Here is a 17,809-nt window from a genome sequence, read left to right on the forward strand (position 1 = left end):
AATGCATGGTCTCCTATTTCTTCTACATTTTCTCCAAACTCCACCTGAGACAGATTGCTTGAATAACCAAAAGCTGTATTACCAATTACAGTGACTGTATCTGGTATAATCACATTTTCAATTCCTGGACAGTTGGCAAACAATCCATTCGCTATTGTTGTAATTCCTTTTTCAAATGTTATGTTCTTCAATCCATCACATCCATAGAACGGACCATCTACACGACTACCAGCATATTCATAAATATATGCTGTCTCTGTTTTAACCAGACTTTTTGGTATCTCGATTTCTGTTATCTTATCACAGTTATAAAATGCATGCGCTTCTATATTTGCTAGTTTTTTAGACAATGATACTTCTGTTAATTCAGAACAATTAGCAAAAGCACCTGCTTCAATATAAGTAATACTATTTGGCATACTAACTGATTTTATATTAACATTATCCCTAAATGCTTCTCCATCTATTCTAGTTACTGGTATTCCTTCAATTTGCTCAGGAATTATTACATCTGTTCCATTTCCCAAATAACCAGTGATTTCAATATAATCATCATTAATAGCATATAAATATTCTGATGTTTCAGCAATAATTGTTTCTGACTGACCTGCTACTTCTGTTGAAGACACTGGCACACTATCAGTACCATCATTAATTGTAGTTGAATCTTCTACTTTATTTTCATTCTCAGAAACACTTTTTTCGTTAGAAACTTCATGATTCAAAGTTTCGCCCATCGATATTTCTTCTCTTTCAATATTCATGGCATAGATTACCCATGAATTAGGTATTAAAAGAACCAGTGATAAAAATAATGCTATAATCTTCTTTTTCATTTACTTTCCCCGATATATACAAATGTTCAAAAGATTATTTGTATATTTTTCCTTTCTTCAATGTATAAAACCAACACCTCTTTTTAATTACATTAATTTGTTTAAAATTCTACAATTAATCCAACATCATATTTCAAAATCTGTATAACGTCATTACAATTTATATTATTATCATCATAACATCCAAAAAATATTCAGGTGCAGTATATGGAATTCTCATCAAAATCAACATCATACATTCGCCATTTCTTAGCAAAATAAAAACATAAACTATAAAAATCTAGAAAATCATCATATAACATATCAATCCCAGCAATATCAATAGAATACATTCGTTTAATAAAACATATGTAACTCTATTTTCCAATTCACGTATTATTTCTGGTGCATTATCCTAATAAAACAAACTATCTGCCAAATAAACAGTTACACTATCAATGTTATCCAATATATATTTACCTTATCTGCTTCAATCACCTCAACGGGTATTAAAATACAAAACATTGATAATAGTGAAATTTTGCATTATGTCTTTCTCATTACTAACCTCTCCTTCCCCTATAGTTTCTATTATAAATATTTGATATTAGCAGTGATAAGTGTTCTAAAATATGTGGCACATTATTTACAACATTAAAAATAGAATCCACTTAAAAATCAGCAGATTCTAAGTTATTTATTCAAAACCAGTAATTATTCCTGCATCATATCTTAAAATTTGCACTGCATCATTATAATCAACTATCTTATCGTTATTAACATCGGCTACTGATTTTTGTAATTCTGTTAATTCAATCAATTTACTATCTGCTTGTAACAATATAACTGCATCGCTATAGTTAATCAACTTGTCATTATTGACATCGCCTAATAATAGATTATCTTCTAATACTGTAATTTCACAATTAGCGCTTACTCCATTAGAAGCAACTATAGTAACAGTAGCATTTCCTTTTGATACACCTGTAACATTACCTTGATTATCAATAACAACCACTTCTGGATTACTACTTATGTATGATATATTAGTATCTGTATGATAAGATGGTAAAATATTTATTTCTAGTGACTGAGTTTGACCAATACTTATATTTAATATTTTGGGATTTATTTCAATAGATGTAACTGGTACTTCTATATCCATAAATTTTATCATTTCAGATGGATTTCCAGTAGTATTACTTATATCTTGTAATATATAATATAACCCATCATCAAATTTCATCAAACCTGTCAGATAATTTGTTGTTGGATTTACATCCAATACCAATTGATCATCACTACCATCTGAGGCTATGGAACGAATTTGAGTTGAATTATTATAATATATTCTACCATTATGATAAACACACCCTGAAAAAGCATTCATCCAAAAATATCCTGACTTATCTAAAACATACCAGCGATCAGTAAATTGAATTAATTTTGTACTATCCTGAGTATTTATATCAACTTTAGAAATTGTCACTTCGCCAGTTTTAGCTGATTCATTATAACTATTACTAGCACTAAAAACATATCCGTCTATTAATTCTAATGGCTGAGTAACATCTTCCCAAAAATAGTCATCATATTTAGTTGATTCGGTTGAATAATGGAAAGTCCAATCACCATAATCATGACCAGTACTAATTAGCTCTTCTTGAGATACCAATAAATTAGTATGTCGTACTTGACCCTTTTTATCAGGGACAGGATCATCCCAAGTTGCGTCAATATAATACCAATCACCATTTAAGCAAACTTGATTCCAAACATGATTTAAATAGTTACTGCTTACCAAAATATTTTCGAATCCTAATCGATCTAATAAATCTTTATAAGCCTCAGCATAACCTTGACATACTGCTACTCCATTTACTAATGCACCATAAGCAGTATATGATTCCCTTGGAATTGTTCCGTTTTGATAATTTTCATAATCATATTCAACATTTAAAACTAACCATTCATGAATATAAACTATTTTTTCTAAATCAGTCATCTCATCAGTAATATTTGATAAAATGCTTTGGACTACTGTTTCATAAGAATCTTCTGTATTTTTTGTTTTAGCAACTTGGTATTTCGGATATAATTCTATAACCAGATTATTTGAAATACTACACGTATCAAATGAAACATTGTATAATCGTGGGTTATTATTTAATAATTCTTGAACTACTGCATCAATTTGATCTACAGTAATATGATAATTTGATAAATTTATTGAATTACTTTTCTTTTCTAGATTATCTAGTAGATAATCTTCTAGATTCTTATCCAAATGATATTCTACTTGTTCAAAATTTCCTTCTTGAATAATTCCATTATGTGTCAATATATAAATATTGTCATCTGCATACACTCTATTACCATTGACAAATATCATTGACAAAAACAATATGCCAATTAATATCTTTTTGACCATTAATTTCACCTACTTTCATTAATCATCTCAATAATTTTTTTTGATTGAATTGATAAATTAAAATCTGGCTTATCTGCAATTTGATAAGCTAAATAGCTAGTATTATTTTTAATCTCATCTATTTTAAATGGTATATTTAAAATTTTTTGTGCATATTCGTTACATTTGTCCTCATCAACATCTTGATAATACTCAATTGCAGTACTGAGCATTGTAATATAATTATCAAGCGCTTTTATATTATATTTCTGCAAATCAATGGATTTTTCTTTATAACGTATCATCGCATCATAATTTTCATTAATATATTCATTGACTGCCAATACATCATAAGCAACAGGAACATAGCTATTAATTTTTAATATTTTTTTAGCTAATAAAATCCCCTCATCTAAATCTTTAGTCGTTGATATTTTACTAACCATTGCTTCTGTATAAAAAGGCAGGTATTTTATTGATAAATCAGTTAACCCAAAATAGTGAAATGACATTGAAACTCCAATATAAAAAACAATAAAACTACTTATACAAGTCCCAAATAATTTTAAATTTTTAAAATTATCTTTGTATAATATTTTCTTTTTTCCAGAATAAAAATCTAAGCATAAAATTAAGATAAAAAAGATTGATTTATATTGAAGACTAAAATCTAACATACTATGCAAAATAATTGCAATAATCATCTGTCTATTCAAACTATTTATATTTTTAGACAAAAAACTTTTAATAATAATCCATATAAACAAAAAACCTGGCAAGATTCCTACATCTAAAATTATTTGTAATAAATCATTATGAATAAATCGAATACTATAAATTCCTGTTTGGATTTGCGGTTCAATAAAATAATGACCCAAATACCCTAGTCCTGAAGGATGCTTGATAGCTGTAAATATTCCGTCCTTATAATATAATAATCGACCTAAAAATGTACTAGATGACAAATTAATATCAGAAATACGCTCTATTACACTAATTTCTACGTTAGTAAACGTTGCCACTAATAACAACATTACAAAACATCCTAATAAACACAATGAAATTTTTAAAATATTGCGATTCTTATAACTAAAATAAATTAAAAAACCAAAAGTAATTAAATATACTGTTCTGCTTCCAGTCGATAAGATTCCAAACAACAAAACTATAAAAAACAAATATTCTTTTTTTTCTAATGTTTTTTTATTATAAATCACAATAATTCCTAGTAATAAAAATAGTGCAAAAGTATTAGGATACTGAAAAAATCCTCCCACACGATTATTAACAAATAACCATTTATATCCAATACCTGTTATTAATGATATTAATCCTATCATTATCATTATGATTCCTGATAACGGTATTACTTTACATAAATCATTACGTTGTTTTGTTGATAGTTGCATGGCAATAATCAAGAACAATATAACTGTTAACATCGTTACAAATCCAATAAATGCCATTCCTCTATCAATTGCATATATAACACTAAACAAATACATAAAAATGATGAATATCATCAACACGAAATTAATATCATCATATATAATTAGTCCCTTATTTTTTTGATATAAATAATAAATTAATATCAATTCTATTACTACGAATATACAAGCAGTAAACTCATGAAAAATACCAACTAAAAAAAAGCTTCCTATAAATAAACTTTTAACAAATAATAATTGCTTATCAGTCAATGAATATTCTTTCTTTTGAATTTTTTTTCTTTTTTTCACACAACATACATCCTCATCTAATTTATTTTAAAAAATAAGTTAATTTGGAAATTCCAAATTAACTTATTAAAATTATAGATTCAGAATTCTTTTTTTGACTTCATAGCATCCTATAGTCAACAATCCAACAATACTAGCTGTCATTGATAACAATAATACGTCCACATTACTATTATCGTCTGTTTTAACAGCATTACCGGCACTAGTATTTGGTTTAGGAGTCGTTGTATTGTTATCAGATGGTTTAGTTGGATCTCCTGGTTCTACTATAGGTAACTTGTCAATTACTTCTGTTTCTTTTTCACCACAAATTAAACAAGTTCTTTCTCTTAATCCTTCTTCAGTAGTTGTAGCTTGTTTAATAACTGACCAGTCGCTCCAATCATGACCTAACGCTGGAATTTCTTCAGTTACTACTTCTCCACACACTGAACAAATAGAACTTCTATAACCTGGTTCTGCACATGTTGGTTCTTTGTCTACAACCCAAACAGCATCATCCTCAACTTCGTGACCTAATGCTGGAATTTCTTCTGTATTAATAACTTCGTTACAAGCTGCACAATATTGTACTTTAGTACCAGCAGTTTCACATGTTGGTTCTTCGATTACTTCCCAATCACCTGCTGTATGTCCTGTAGCTGGAATTTCTCTTGTTTGCTCATCTTCACCACATACTGTACAAACATTAGATTCAATACCAGGCTTTGTACATGTTGCAGGTGTTTTTACTACCCAATTAGAATCATCATGATTGTGACCTAAAGCAGCAATTTCTCTTGTTTCAGTTGCACCACATACTGTACATTCTCTTGTTTCTTCACCAACATCTTCGCAAGTTGCAGGTGTAGTTTCTTCCCATTCACTCCAATCATGACCTAACGCTGGAATTTCTTCTGTAACTATTTCATCACATCTTGAACATTCATTTGTGCGAATTCCAGGTTCTGTACATGTTGGTTGTTTTGTAACTGTCCATTCTCCAGTATGATCATGACCTAATGCTGGAATAGTTTCAGTGTTAACAACTTCACCACATACTGTACATTTTTGTACTTTTACACCTGTTTCAGTACATGTAGGTTCTGTTTCTACTTCCCATGCGCCAGCTGTATGTCCTTTTGCACGAATTTCTCTTTCAACAGTTTCCCCACATCTTAGACAATTATTTGTTTCAATACCTGGTTCTGTACATGTTGGTTGTTTTGTAACTACCCATTCTCCAGTATAATCATGACCTAGTGCTGGAACTACTTCTCGATTAATAACTTCATGACAAACTGAACATTCTTGTTCTCTTACACCATCTGATGTACAACTAACTTCTGATACAGTTTTCCATTCTCCTGGTGTATGATCTGTTGTTGGAATAATTTCTTCATTGATAACTTCACCACATACTGTACATTTTTGTTGTTTCAAACCTTCTTTAGCACATGTAGCTTCTGTTACAATTTGCCATTCTCCAGCTGTATGCCCAAGCGTAGGAATAGTTCTAGTTTCATCACCATGTCCACATAAATCACAAGTGTATTTTTCTACTCCTTCTGTTGTACATGTAGCTTCTGTTACAGTTTTCCAAGAGTATGTTTCATGAGGACAACTAATACTAGCTGGAGGTACTACATCACCTTGAGCACTTCCTGCTAACGGATGAGTAGAGTCATTAATATTACCAATAGACCAGTCAACCATTCTAAAATCAGATGCATCCACAGTAGCACCGTCATTAAGTGAGAACTTCAATGTTGTAACAACACCATCATTTATAATTGGATAAGCACCCGCAATTGAAAATCTAACACTTCCTGAAGCTGCATTATTAGTATTAACAATAATAAAAGCAGGATCCCCACTTTCAGTAATGATAGAACCAGCAGTTCTGCTTACATATGTTAATGATTCCGTATCAAATTCTAATGTACCATTTCCACCCGAAACAAGCGTTCCTCCAGGAATTATAATTTTAACATTAATTTCATCTTTTGATACTGCTTCTACACTAATCTTATAAGCAATGTCATCACTAGCATGAACATGTGTTGTTGGGAATACCAACATAGCCATAACAGTAAGCAAAGCAACTAGTGCTTTGAAACCTTTCTTCATACTTTTCATTCCTTTCTCCTTTCCGTTACTAAAAGTAACTTTTGCTTTGATTATAAAATTATGTTCTTATTATGCATAGGTGTTCCTTTAAGTGTGACATATAATTTTCATGATATCTATATGAATTGTTATATGCTATAAATGACTTTTTATAGCGTATATCAACACACAAGGTAATTGCTTTTTTTATACATATAGTATTTAGAAAACTTTATAGCAGAGCACAGATAAACTTATAATCAGGTTTATCTTTTTTATATTTAATATATCACTAGATAAAAAAATGTTGATTCAATCAATAAAAATTAATATACAAAAAAATAAGGGCATTAAATTTGTATTTATTTAAAAAAACGGTATACTGAAAGTAACAAGAGGAGGAAATTATTATGGTAAATATGCAAAAAATTGCAGTAATCGGATGTGGGTTTGTTGGATCAACATCAGCATTTAGTTTAATTCAAACAGGTTTATTTTCAGAAATGGTTTTAATAGATGCAAATAAAGAAAGAGCTGAAGGGGAAGCAATGGATTTAAGTCATGGTAGTGCTTATTTAACACCAATGAAAATCTATGCGGGAACTTATGATGATATTGTTGATGCTGGTATTATTGTTATTACAGCTGGCGCAAATCAAAAACCAAATGAAACTAGATTAGATTTAGTAAAGAAAAATGTTAATATTTTCAAAAGTATAATTCCAGAAATTACTAGTAGAAATTGTGAAGGAATAATTTTAGTAGTTTCTAACCCGGTTGATATTCTAACTGAAGTAACTTTAAAATTATCAGGTTTCCCTGCTAATCGTGTAATTGGATCTGGTACGGTTCTAGATACAGCAAGATTAAAATATGTATTAGGTCGTCATTTACAAGTAGATCCTCGTAATATTCATGCTTATATTATTGGTGAACATGGTGACAGTGAATTAGCTGTCTGGTCTGGAGCTTCTGTTGGTGGTATTCATATTAATCACTTCTGTGAATTAAGAGGACATTTCCAACATGAAGAAGCAATGGAAAGATTAGCTCAAGAAGTTCGTGATAGTGCTTATGAAATCATCGAACGTAAAGGGGCTACTTATTACGGTGTAGCTGTTGCAGTAAAAAGAATTGTTGAAGCTATTGTTAAAGATGAACACGCTGTATTACCTGTATCTAGCTTAATGCAAGGTGAATTTGGTTTAGATGGATTATGTTTAAGTATTCCAACTGTCGTTGGGCAAAACGGAGTTGAAAAAGTTGTTGATATTCATTTAAATAATGAAGAAAATGAAAAATTACAAGCTAGTGCTAAAGCTTTAAAAGATATTTTAAATAGTTTAGATATTTAGTTTATAGATATTGCCAGAACTTAGTTTCTGGCTTTTTTATTTGACAATCTGTATTTTTAAGTGATTATATGGTATATTATTCTTTAGGTTAAATAAGTAATTTCATAGAAAGAAGGCGTTTAAATGAAATGTAAGAAATGTGGATTTGATAATAAAGAGGGTGCTCTTTATTGTAGCCAATGTGGTAGTAAAATCGAATCCTCTAAAATTGAAAACATAAAAAAGAATCGTATTTTCATGATTGCCGGAATTGTGGTAGTTGTTATTGCTATTGCTTTAGCTATTTATTTTATTTTCATTAATCAAGAACCTAAAAAAAGTAATTATGACTTAGCTTTAGAAGATGCAGATACTTATATTGAGGATATGGATTATCAAAAAGCTGAAGATGCTTATTTACAAGCTATTGATATTGATCCTAAACAAGTTGAACCATATCAAAAGCTATCAAATCTTTATATGTCTCAAAATGATTATCCTAAAGTTGTTGAAATCTTAAAAAAGGCAGATGAAAACACTGATGATGAAACTATAAAAATAAAATATTCTTTAGCAACTTATGTTCAAGATGTCTTAATTCCACAAATCGGTCAAGTTAGTGAAGGAAATTACAAAGCTAGTTATGTACATATTACTAATCCATACAATGCTTTTGAAATTGATAGTATCCATGATTTAGCTGGGATTTTAACTTCAAGAATTATGGATTTTGATAACGACGGTCAAGATGAACTGTTAGTATTAACATTAGATAACCTGGTTCCTGATTTTGATTATACAAGAAATCAAATCACGATCAATATTTATGAAGAAAGTGATGGTAATGTTTCATTAAGTGATAGTTTAACCTTAGAACAATTTGTACTTGGAATTGGTGATTTAGAAAATACCGGAATTTTCATCCAGGAACACGATGATCAAATTTATATTTGTGGTACTCTTTATAACCTCTTTTATAATTATAGTGATGGTTATAGTCATGAAACATTTATTTTACAATATAAAGAAAACAAACTAGCTAAACAATTATATAAATATGAATCAGCTTCAATTCCAACAGCTCAAGACAATGAAACAGCAGATGCTTTTAAAAACATTGGTCTAACTAGTGATGCTGCTATCGTTAAAGAAACTAATTATGAATACTTTAATTTTACTGATCAAGTTAGTGATGTGTTATTAAAGATTACTGGTAAAACTAACTTAGATTCTAATCGTCAAGATCAGACAATTAATGATTTGGAATATAAAATTGAATTAATATTATCTAATAAAAAATCAGTCAACACAGATATTTATCTTCCTATTTTAGAAGCTTATTATAATTCTTGGCAAGATAAATTCGAAATACCAAACGAAACTGAATATCGTGTTCAATTATCTGGCTTACAAGCAAGATATAATGAAAATATGAAGCTATATTATTGTTATCAAGATATCAATCATGATGGTATTTCAGAAATGTTTATCGGTGTTGATGATATGGGTGCTGGTGAAATTGAAATTTGTGATTTATGGACTTATAACGGATTAAATCTAAAAGCTGCTCCAGAAAGTTTCTTATTTGGTGATCGTGAAAGTATGACTTATTGCAGCGATAACTTAGTTCGTGTTCGTACTTATTATGGTGGTGAAGAAACAATAACTTTTAACAAACTTAATTTCTTAGGACAATTAGTAACTTATAAAACTTCTGGGGATGATGAAACTGTTGATTTAGACTGGCAAGAATTAACTGATGATTTATTTAAAAATAAAAATAGCAATAATAAAAATACTGCTAAGAAAAAAAACACCAAAGATAAAGCTACATTAAAAGCAGAAATGGATGCTTTAGAACAAGAACTTGCTGCCCTAGACGAACAAGCAGTAACTACTGTAGAAATGCAAAAAGCTGCTAATAATGCTTTGGAACAATGGACAAATAAAATGAATGAAGTCATTAGTGTCTTAAAAGATCAAATGAACAGTAAAGAAATTGAAGCTTTTAACAATGAACAAGAACAATGGTCCCAAAGTGCTGAAAATCAGGCAACCGAAGCCAGAGAACAATTCGGCCCAGGAACTATGGGTCCTGTTGAATACTTAACAGTTAAAAGACAACTAACTAGAGATAGAGCTTATGCATTATTAGATCGAATAGATTAAAAGGAGCAAACCCTTGCTCCTTTTATCATGCCATTATTAAATTAGTATACCATTACAATGATCAATTTCATGTTGAATAATCTGAGCTGTAAATCCTTGATAGGTTTTAATTTTCTTTTTGAAATCCTCGTCAAAATAACTTACCTTAATTTTTTCATAACGCTTTGTTTTTTTAACCCCAGTATGTGATAAACAGCCTTCTTCAGTTTCATATAATTTACCAGAAAATTTAAGAATTTCAGGATTAATCATTATTATATATTTATTATTATCATTAACAACGATTATTCTTTTATTTGCTCCTATCATATTTGCAGCCATTCCCACACAATGATCGTTGTTAGCTTTAATTGTATCTAAGAGATCTGTAATTATATCCAAATCTTCTTTAGTAGCAATAGCTGATTTTTGACTTAACTGAAACTGGTCTTTTACAATTTCTTTAATCATTCCAGATATCTCCTTTTAAAAACATTAATTATTGTGTGGCTACTGCTTCAATTTTATCCATTGTTTTAGCTACTGATTTTTTAGGAATGGCAGCCGTAAAACCAGTTAAATCATGTTCCTTACCGCCTACTACACTACCAGTTCCACCCTGAACCCAGCCAGAAATACATAATACATTATCACTAAACTCAAATTTAATATAATGCATAGCTGTCATAAGACCAGTTCCCATCTTCCAGACCATTTCATCATTATAATTGATTAATTTATAGCCATCGTTTGCTAGAATGTTTCTTATCTGTTCATCGATAATAGCTGGATCACGACTACATTCAACTATTTTAACTGTTCTTGACATAAATACCTACACCCCTTTTGTTAATATACTTCTTTAATAAGTATATCATTTATTATATTTTAAACAAAATAAAAATGATAAATGATGTACACTCATTTACCATTTTTTATAACCCATATAATTTAACTCTATTATAATTACCCATTTTTATAATCTTTATTCAATTTTATTCAGTTGTTATTTAATTTTTATTTAGTTTTTCTTCTTGGTTTATATAAACCACCTGGTGAATAATTGTTTTCAAATTTCTTAGCAATTTTTCTCACCATGTTACAAACTTTTTCTTTTGTCATTGTACTTTTTCACCTCCATACTTACCCCAGTCATAAAAATAGTAAAACCTATTAAGTATGAAATCATGGATTTTGGATAGCTAATAACAATTAATAACAAATATACAATAAACAATAATTGGCTTCTAAAAACATTTTTCTTTAATAAACTAGATTTCTGAAAGAAAAACGCTTTAGCGGCATATAACATCAAAATAATCAAAATATAAATATTTAAATGTTCATAAACTAACATGCATAATATATATAACATTGTTGTAAGAAACATACATTTAATAAAACTATCTGCATGGTATCCATCCACCAATGTTCTTAAAGAAACCATTATAACTAGAAAAACAATAGTTTCCAATAATTTCCCCAACAGTAAACCGATAGTGAATATAATAATTAATAATATACTTTGTGTAATAACCAACTCTATCCCAAAACGTATTTCATCAAATTCATCATCAGTTACTGGCTTACCCTCTAACAGATAGCTTGTTATTTTACTACTTATATTTTCCATGATTTCACCTGCTTAAATTATATTACAATTTTCGACATTATTTAATAATAAGAGATTGAACGGTAGGTTTTTAGGATTCAATGGTTATTTTATGGTTATTTTTATTCACTAATTATAATTCTAAACGATACTAAATTTTGATTATATTTATAATTAATCATTCCACCTAGTGAAGAAACAATTTCTTTAATAATCATCATACCATTACCATGACCTTTACCTTTAGTAGTTATGAAATTTGGTTCTTTATTAGTCGAATTACTAATTTCAATTAATAACATATCATTTTTACTTATTATTTTAATCGTTACCGTTTTATCATTAGTATCTCTAGCTGCCGCAATAGCATTATCAATCAAATTAAACAATAAACTACTTAATTTATTTTCAGGAATATTAATCTCTTTTTTTACCATTAAATTTGTTTCAAAATTTATATCAGGATTTAAATTAATCTTAAAATTAATAATTGAATCCACTACACTATTACCACTAAAAACTACCTGTTTAATTTCTTTTAAATTTTCATTTAATTTAGTTAAATATTTTTTAGCCTCTAGCGAATCATTATTTACTAGCCCATTTAATACATTTAAATGATTACTAAAATCATGTTTAAATTTATTTAATTCCAATTGTTCATGCCTTAAATCTTCTAAATACTGTTTAGTTATACTATAAGAATTCTCCAATAATTCTAATTTTCCCTTTTCAATAAAATTTTCTGATGAAGAAATTATAAAGTAATTTACTAGAATCAATAATAATGTCATTAAAATAATTGAAATAGCTATATTTATATCATTATTTTCTGATAAAATTGTATTTAGTAATAAAATTATAAATAATTCAATGACATTGATAACTGTATAAAATACAACATTTATTCTAGGCATATCTTTTAAAATATTTTTCTTATTTTTTAAAATAGCATAACTAACAATTATAGAGTAAATATTTACAATTGCTACTGCAATAGCCCTACTTTCACCTGATACCACACTATAATAATCTATTGAAAAAAACATCATAATTGATGAAATTATTACCCCACAACTTATGACAAACACATTATAATACAAAATCGTCACTAATAAATTACTCAACTTATACTGATTAGTGATAAAACCGCAATAGATGAAGTCTGTTGCCATACAAATAAGATTACCAATGATAAACCAGCTTGCAAAATCAGCGGTAGAATATGTAACAATATTTACAACAATAGCATAAATTATTGCTGAAATCATTAATTTGACTGTATTTTGTTTTCTAACATTGGGAATTACTAAAGAAATTATAAACGTTAAGCCAATAACATACATTAAAGAATAAATATACTCAATTAAAAAATTAATCATATTCTTTCCATCACTTTCATTATTAATTCAAAAACATATTCTTTCTTCCTACGACTTACTTCTATTTCTTCGCCAGTATGATTTAATGTTATGATGTTGCCTTTCATTTTACAAACATTATCGATATTAATGATTTGATTTTTATTTACTTGGATAAATTGAATTGGTAAAAGGGGGAATATTTCTTTTAAAGGAACATATCCAATATCTTCTTTTCCATCTATTAAATGAACTATAACATGTTTTTGAAGATACTCAATATATAAAACATTCATAGGATTAAAGTAATACATTTCTTTTTTAGTAATAATTTTTATCTTTTGATTTTGACGTACTAACTTGAATGTTTCTTTTAAAACACGATTTATTTCTTCCTCTAGTTGATTTTTAAAGATATATCCAGCAACATTAATTCCAAAAGCTTCAGCCATACGATCTTTAATACTAGTTATAAAGATTATTATTATATTATCAAAGCGTAACTGTTTCGATAGGGCAATACCATCTATTTCTGGCATATCAATATCCAAGAATAATATATCGTAATGTTTAGTACGGTTAATAAAATCAATGGGTTTGGTGTATTTGTCTATTGTACATGTTTCTAATAATTTGTTTTCGTGAATTAATTTTTCTATTTTATTGCAATAATAAATTTCATCATCTAAAATTGCTATTTTCATTTCATGTCTCCTCATCATTTTATAAATTATAATGATTATTAATAAACAATAATTGTACTGTAAAAAAGACATTTATAAAATTAACTGACAATTGCTTTTATAATAGCTCAATTTATTTAAAAGTTAAATATGATTTGTCGAAAAAGTACTAAACTAACTAAGAATGTATTTAAGAAAAAAAGTACTTCAGAATATTTATCCTGAAGCACTTAATAATTATTTATTTTTCAAATCAGATGCATCGAATGCTTTAGCAATTGGTGCTCCTGGAGCAACCATTGGGAATACTTTATCATCTTGATCTATAATACATTCAATTACTACTGGTCCATTATATTCCATTGCTTCTTTAATAGCTGGAGCAACTTCTTCTTTAGTAGTAACTTTAATAGCTTTGCATCCTAATCCTTCAGCAACTTTGCAAAAATCAACTTTATCAGTAAGGATAGTATTTGAATAACGTTTTCCATAGAATAAAGTTTGCCATTGACGAACCATTCCTAATACATGATTATTCATAACTACTTGAATAACTGGGATATTATAACGACTTAAAGTTGCTAATTCGTTCATATTCATTCTAAAGCAGCCATCACCTGCGATGTTGAATACTGTTTTATCAGGATTTCCTAACTTAGCTCCCATAGCGGCACCTAATCCAAATCCCATAGTTCCAGCACCACCTGAAGAAATAAATTGACGTGGTCTTCTAAAACGATAATATTGAGCAGCCCACATTTGATGTTGACCAACATCTGTACAAATGATAGCTTCGCTATTAGTTAAGTAATCAATTTGTTCAATTACATAAGGACCTGTCAACCCATTATCATCATAGCTTAATGGATACTGTTCTTTTAGATCTCTGATTTCTTTTAACCATTGTGGATGACTTTGTCTTGTCAATTTAGCATTTAATTCAGTTAATACGCTTTTAGCATCCCCAACAATTCCTAAATCAACAACTACATTTTTATTGATTTCAGCAGCATCAACATCAATGTGAATAATTTTAGCATTTTTAGCAAAAGACGCTGTATCACCAGTAACTCGATCAGAGAAACGAGCTCCTACTACAATTAGTAAATCACATTTGCTGACACCAAAGTTTGATGTTTTAGTTCCATGCATTCCTAACATACCAGTATAACGAGGTCTAGTAGTATCAAATGCACCTTTACCCATTAATGAATCAGTAACTGGAGCATCGATTTTTTCGGCAAATTCTTTAACTTGTGCAGCAGCACCGCTAGTAATTGCACCACCACCAACAAAAATGTATGGTTTTTCACTTTCTTCAATCATTTTGATTGCTTGATCTAATTCTTGATTACCATAAGTATATTTACGTGGCTCAATTTTTTCCGGTACTTGTGGTTCAAAATCAATTGTAGCCGCTGTAACGTCTTTAGTAATATCTACTAATACTGGTCCAGGTCGACCTTCTTTAGCAATTTGAAATGCTTTTCTAATTGTTGGTGCTAAATCTTTAATATTTTTAACAATAAAATTATGTTTAGTTATCGGTATTGTCACACCAGTAATATCAATTTCCTGAAAACTATCACGACCTAGTAGAGATACGGCAACGTTAGCTGTAATTGCTACTACTGGTGAAGAATCCATATATGCCGTAGCAATTCCAGTAACTAAATTTGTAGCTCCAGGTCCTGAAGTTGCTAAACACACTCCAACTTTACCAGTTGCACGGGCATAACCATCAGCAGCATGGGCCGCCCCTTGTTCATGGGAAGTTAGAATATGATTAATTCTATCTTTATATTCATATAACGCATCATATACATTTAAAATTGTTCCCCCTGGATAACCGAAAACTGTATCTACACCTTGTTCGATTAAACATTCAGCAACAATTTGCGAACCTGTCAATAACATTATCCTATCCTCCTTATCTCTACTTAGTTGGTTTTACTTCTAGAACAGCACCACGATCAGCTGAAGTAACCATTGAAGCATATCTTACTAAATATCCTTTAGTAATTTTTGGCTCTCTAGGTTGCCATTTAGCTTTACGTTTAGCTAATTCTTCATCACTTAAACGAACATTGATAGAATGTTCTAAAATATCTATATCAATGATATCTCCTTCTTCTACTAAGGCAATTGGACCACCTGATGCAGCTTCTGGTGAAACATGACCAATTGAAGCACCACGAGTAGCTCCAGAGAAACGACCATCAGTAATTAAAGCAACATCTTTATCTAAGCCCATTCCCGCAATTTCACTTGTTGGTGAAAGCATTTCTCGCATTCCCGGTCCACCTTTTGGCCCTTCATAACGAATTACAACAACATCACCTTTTACAATTTTTCCAGCTCTAATTGCTGCAATAGCATCATCTTCACTATCAAAAACACGTGCTGGTCCACTATGAACCATCATTTCTTTAGCTACTGCTGATTGTTTTACAACAGCACCATTTGGTGCAATATTTCCTTTTAAAACTGCAATTCCACCATAAGGTGAATATGGATTTTCCACTGGACGAATTATTTCTGGATTTAAATTAACACATCCTTCAATATTTTCACCAACAGTTTTTCCAGTAACGGTCATAATATCAGTATGCAATAAACCTAATTTGTTGATTTCATTCATTACCGCATAAACACCACCAGCATCATTTAAATCTTCCATAAATGTATCACCAGCAGGTGCTAAATGGCATAAATTAGGTGTTTTCTTACTAATTTCATTAGCAATTTCTAAATTCAATTCTACTCCTGCTTCATGAGCGATTGCTGGTAAGTGAAGCATTGAGTTTGTTGAACATCCAAGTGCCATATCAATTGTTAAAGCATTATAAAAAGCTTCTTTAGTCATGATATCACGTGGTCTAATATTCTTTTTAATACATTCCATTACCTGCATTCCAGCGTGTTTAGCTAAACGAATTCTTTCAGAGAAAACAGCAGGAATTGTTCCATTCCCTTTTAAGCCCATTCCTAAAACTTCTGTTAAACAGTTCATTGAATTAGCCGTATACATTCCTGAACATGATCCACATGTTGGACAAGCTTTTTGTTCAATTTCATGTAATTTTTCTTCACTAATTGTACCAGCATTAAACTGTCCTACTGCTTCAAACAATGAAGATAAGCAAGTTTGTTTACCATCAACTCTTCGTCCAGCAAGCATTGGACCTCCTGATACAAAGACAGTAGGAATATTTAAACGAGCCGCAGCCATTAATAACCCCGGCACGTTTTTATCACAGTTTGGTATCATAACTAAACCATCAAATTGATGAGCCATTGCTAAAGCTTCAGTACTATCTGCGATTAATTCACGAGTCACTAATGAATATTTCATCCCCGTATGATTCATTGCGATTCCATCACAAACAGCAATAGCTGGAATCTCAACTGGTACCCCACCAGCTAAATATACTCCTTTTTTTACTGCTTCAGCAATTTTATCAAGATTCATATGCCCAGGTACAATTTCATTATATGAATTTACTACCCCAATTAATGGACGTTGTAATTCTTCATCAGTATATCCTAAAGCATTGAATAATGAACGATGTGGTGCTCTTTCACTTCCACTTTTTACATTATCACTACGCATTTAAAT

General features: G+C 29.7%; 13 protein-coding genes. 2 read left to right on the forward strand and 11 right to left on the reverse strand.

Annotated features, from left to right (window positions below):
* The 4 genes from B5F09_RS11410 to B5F09_RS11425 form a co-directional block, all read right to left on the reverse strand.
* Positions 1-836 (reverse strand): leucine-rich repeat domain-containing protein (locus B5F09_RS11410; protein WP_143357508.1); only part of this gene is annotated, 836 nt, incomplete at its 3' end.
* Positions 837-1,512: 676 nt separating this feature from the next.
* The gene (locus tag B5F09_RS11415) at positions 1,513-3,246 is read right to left on the reverse strand and encodes an Ig-like domain-containing protein (RefSeq protein ID WP_087374267.1); all 1,734 of its coding nucleotides are present in this window, start codon (positions 3,244-3,246) and stop codon (positions 1,513-1,515) included.
* A gap of 5 nt (positions 3,247-3,251) precedes the next feature.
* The gene (locus B5F09_RS11420) at positions 3,252-4,964 is read right to left on the reverse strand and encodes an O-antigen ligase family protein (protein ID WP_087374270.1); all 1,713 of its coding nucleotides are present in this window, start codon (positions 4,962-4,964) and stop codon (positions 3,252-3,254) included.
* A 72-nt stretch (positions 4,965-5,036) separates the two neighbouring features.
* The gene (locus B5F09_RS11425) at positions 5,037-7,082 is read right to left on the reverse strand and encodes a cohesin domain-containing protein (RefSeq protein WP_087374272.1); all 2,046 of its coding nucleotides are present in this window, start codon (positions 7,080-7,082) and stop codon (positions 5,037-5,039) included.
* Between the two features lie 380 nt (positions 7,083-7,462).
* Between B5F09_RS11425 and B5F09_RS11430 the strand changes: the two genes are divergently transcribed.
* Both B5F09_RS11430 and B5F09_RS11435 read left to right on the forward strand, forming a co-directional pair.
* On the forward strand, positions 7,463-8,407 hold the full coding sequence (locus B5F09_RS11430) for an L-lactate dehydrogenase (protein WP_087374275.1): 945 nt from the start codon (positions 7,463-7,465) through the stop codon (positions 8,405-8,407).
* A gap of 123 nt (positions 8,408-8,530) precedes the next feature.
* A complete protein-coding gene (locus tag B5F09_RS11435) occupies positions 8,531-10,555 on the forward strand; it encodes a lysozyme inhibitor LprI family protein (RefSeq protein WP_087374276.1) in 2,025 nt (674 codons plus the stop codon).
* A gap of 36 nt (positions 10,556-10,591) precedes the next feature.
* Here B5F09_RS11435 and B5F09_RS11440 read toward each other — a convergent pair whose 3' ends face one another.
* The 7 genes from B5F09_RS11440 to ilvD all read right to left on the reverse strand — a co-directional run bounded on the left by B5F09_RS11440 (position 10,592) and on the right by ilvD (position 17,803).
* Complete coding sequence (locus tag B5F09_RS11440; RefSeq protein WP_087374278.1) at positions 10,592-11,005, reverse strand: peptide deformylase; 414 nt, start codon at positions 11,003-11,005, stop codon at positions 10,592-10,594.
* A 28-nt stretch (positions 11,006-11,033) separates the two neighbouring features.
* Positions 11,034-11,363: a hypothetical protein gene (locus tag B5F09_RS11445; protein WP_087374280.1), complete on the reverse strand. Its 330-nt coding sequence runs from the start codon at positions 11,361-11,363 to the stop codon at positions 11,034-11,036.
* Positions 11,364-11,633: 270 nt separating this feature from the next.
* Complete coding sequence (locus B5F09_RS11450) at positions 11,634-12,167, reverse strand: accessory gene regulator B family protein (protein WP_087374282.1); 534 nt, start codon at positions 12,165-12,167, stop codon at positions 11,634-11,636.
* A gap of 101 nt (positions 12,168-12,268) precedes the next feature.
* Entirely contained in the window at positions 12,269-13,528 is a 1,260-nt protein-coding gene (locus B5F09_RS11455; protein ID WP_087374284.1) for a GHKL domain-containing protein, read from the reverse strand.
* Positions 13,525-14,211, reverse strand: coding sequence for a LytTR family DNA-binding domain-containing protein (locus B5F09_RS11460; protein ID WP_158095844.1), 687 nt, complete (start codon positions 14,209-14,211; stop codon positions 13,525-13,527). Before B5F09_RS11460 ends, B5F09_RS11455 begins: the two co-directional genes overlap by 4 nt.
* 216 nt (positions 14,212-14,427) lie before the next feature.
* The gene (gene ilvB, locus B5F09_RS11465; RefSeq protein ID WP_087374288.1) at positions 14,428-16,107 is read right to left on the reverse strand and encodes a biosynthetic-type acetolactate synthase large subunit; all 1,680 of its coding nucleotides are present in this window, start codon (positions 16,105-16,107) and stop codon (positions 14,428-14,430) included.
* A gap of 19 nt (positions 16,108-16,126) precedes the next feature.
* Entirely contained in the window at positions 16,127-17,803 is a 1,677-nt protein-coding gene (gene ilvD, locus B5F09_RS11470; RefSeq protein ID WP_087374290.1) for a dihydroxy-acid dehydratase, read from the reverse strand.
* Positions 17,804-17,809 lie beyond the last annotated feature (6 nt).

The organism is Erysipelatoclostridium sp. An173 (assembly GCF_002160495.1).
Classification (GTDB): domain Bacteria; phylum Bacillota_I; class Bacilli_A; order Erysipelotrichales; family Coprobacillaceae; genus Thomasclavelia; species Thomasclavelia merdavium.

Coding starts and splice junctions, on each gene's coding strand:
- B5F09_RS11415 (WP_087374267.1), bottom strand. CDS start 3,246: ATGGTCAAAAAGATATTAATTGGCATATTGTTTTTGTCAATGATATTT.
- B5F09_RS11425 (WP_087374272.1), bottom strand. CDS start 7,082: ATGAAAAGTATGAAGAAAGGTTTCAAAGCACTAGTTGCTTTGCTTACT.
- B5F09_RS11430 (WP_087374275.1), top strand. CDS start 7,463: ATGGTAAATATGCAAAAAATTGCAGTAATCGGATGTGGGTTTGTTGGA.
- B5F09_RS11435 (WP_087374276.1), top strand. CDS start 8,531: ATGAAATGTAAGAAATGTGGATTTGATAATAAAGAGGGTGCTCTTTAT.
- B5F09_RS11440 (WP_087374278.1), bottom strand. CDS start 11,005: ATGATTAAAGAAATTGTAAAAGACCAGTTTCAGTTAAGTCAAAAATCA.
- B5F09_RS11445 (WP_087374280.1), bottom strand. CDS start 11,363: ATGTCAAGAACAGTTAAAATAGTTGAATGTAGTCGTGATCCAGCTATT.
- B5F09_RS11450 (WP_087374282.1), bottom strand. CDS start 12,167: ATGGAAAATATAAGTAGTAAAATAACAAGCTATCTGTTAGAGGGTAAG.
- B5F09_RS11455 (WP_087374284.1), bottom strand. CDS start 13,528: ATGATTAATTTTTTAATTGAGTATATTTATTCTTTAATGTATGTTATT.
- B5F09_RS11460 (WP_158095844.1), bottom strand. CDS start 14,211: ATGAAAATAGCAATTTTAGATGATGAAATTTATTATTGCAATAAAATA.
- ilvB (WP_087374288.1), bottom strand. CDS start 16,107: ATGTTATTGACAGGTTCGCAAATTGTTGCTGAATGTTTAATCGAACAA.
- ilvD (WP_087374290.1), bottom strand. CDS start 17,803: ATGCGTAGTGATAATGTAAAAAGTGGAAGTGAAAGAGCACCACATCGT.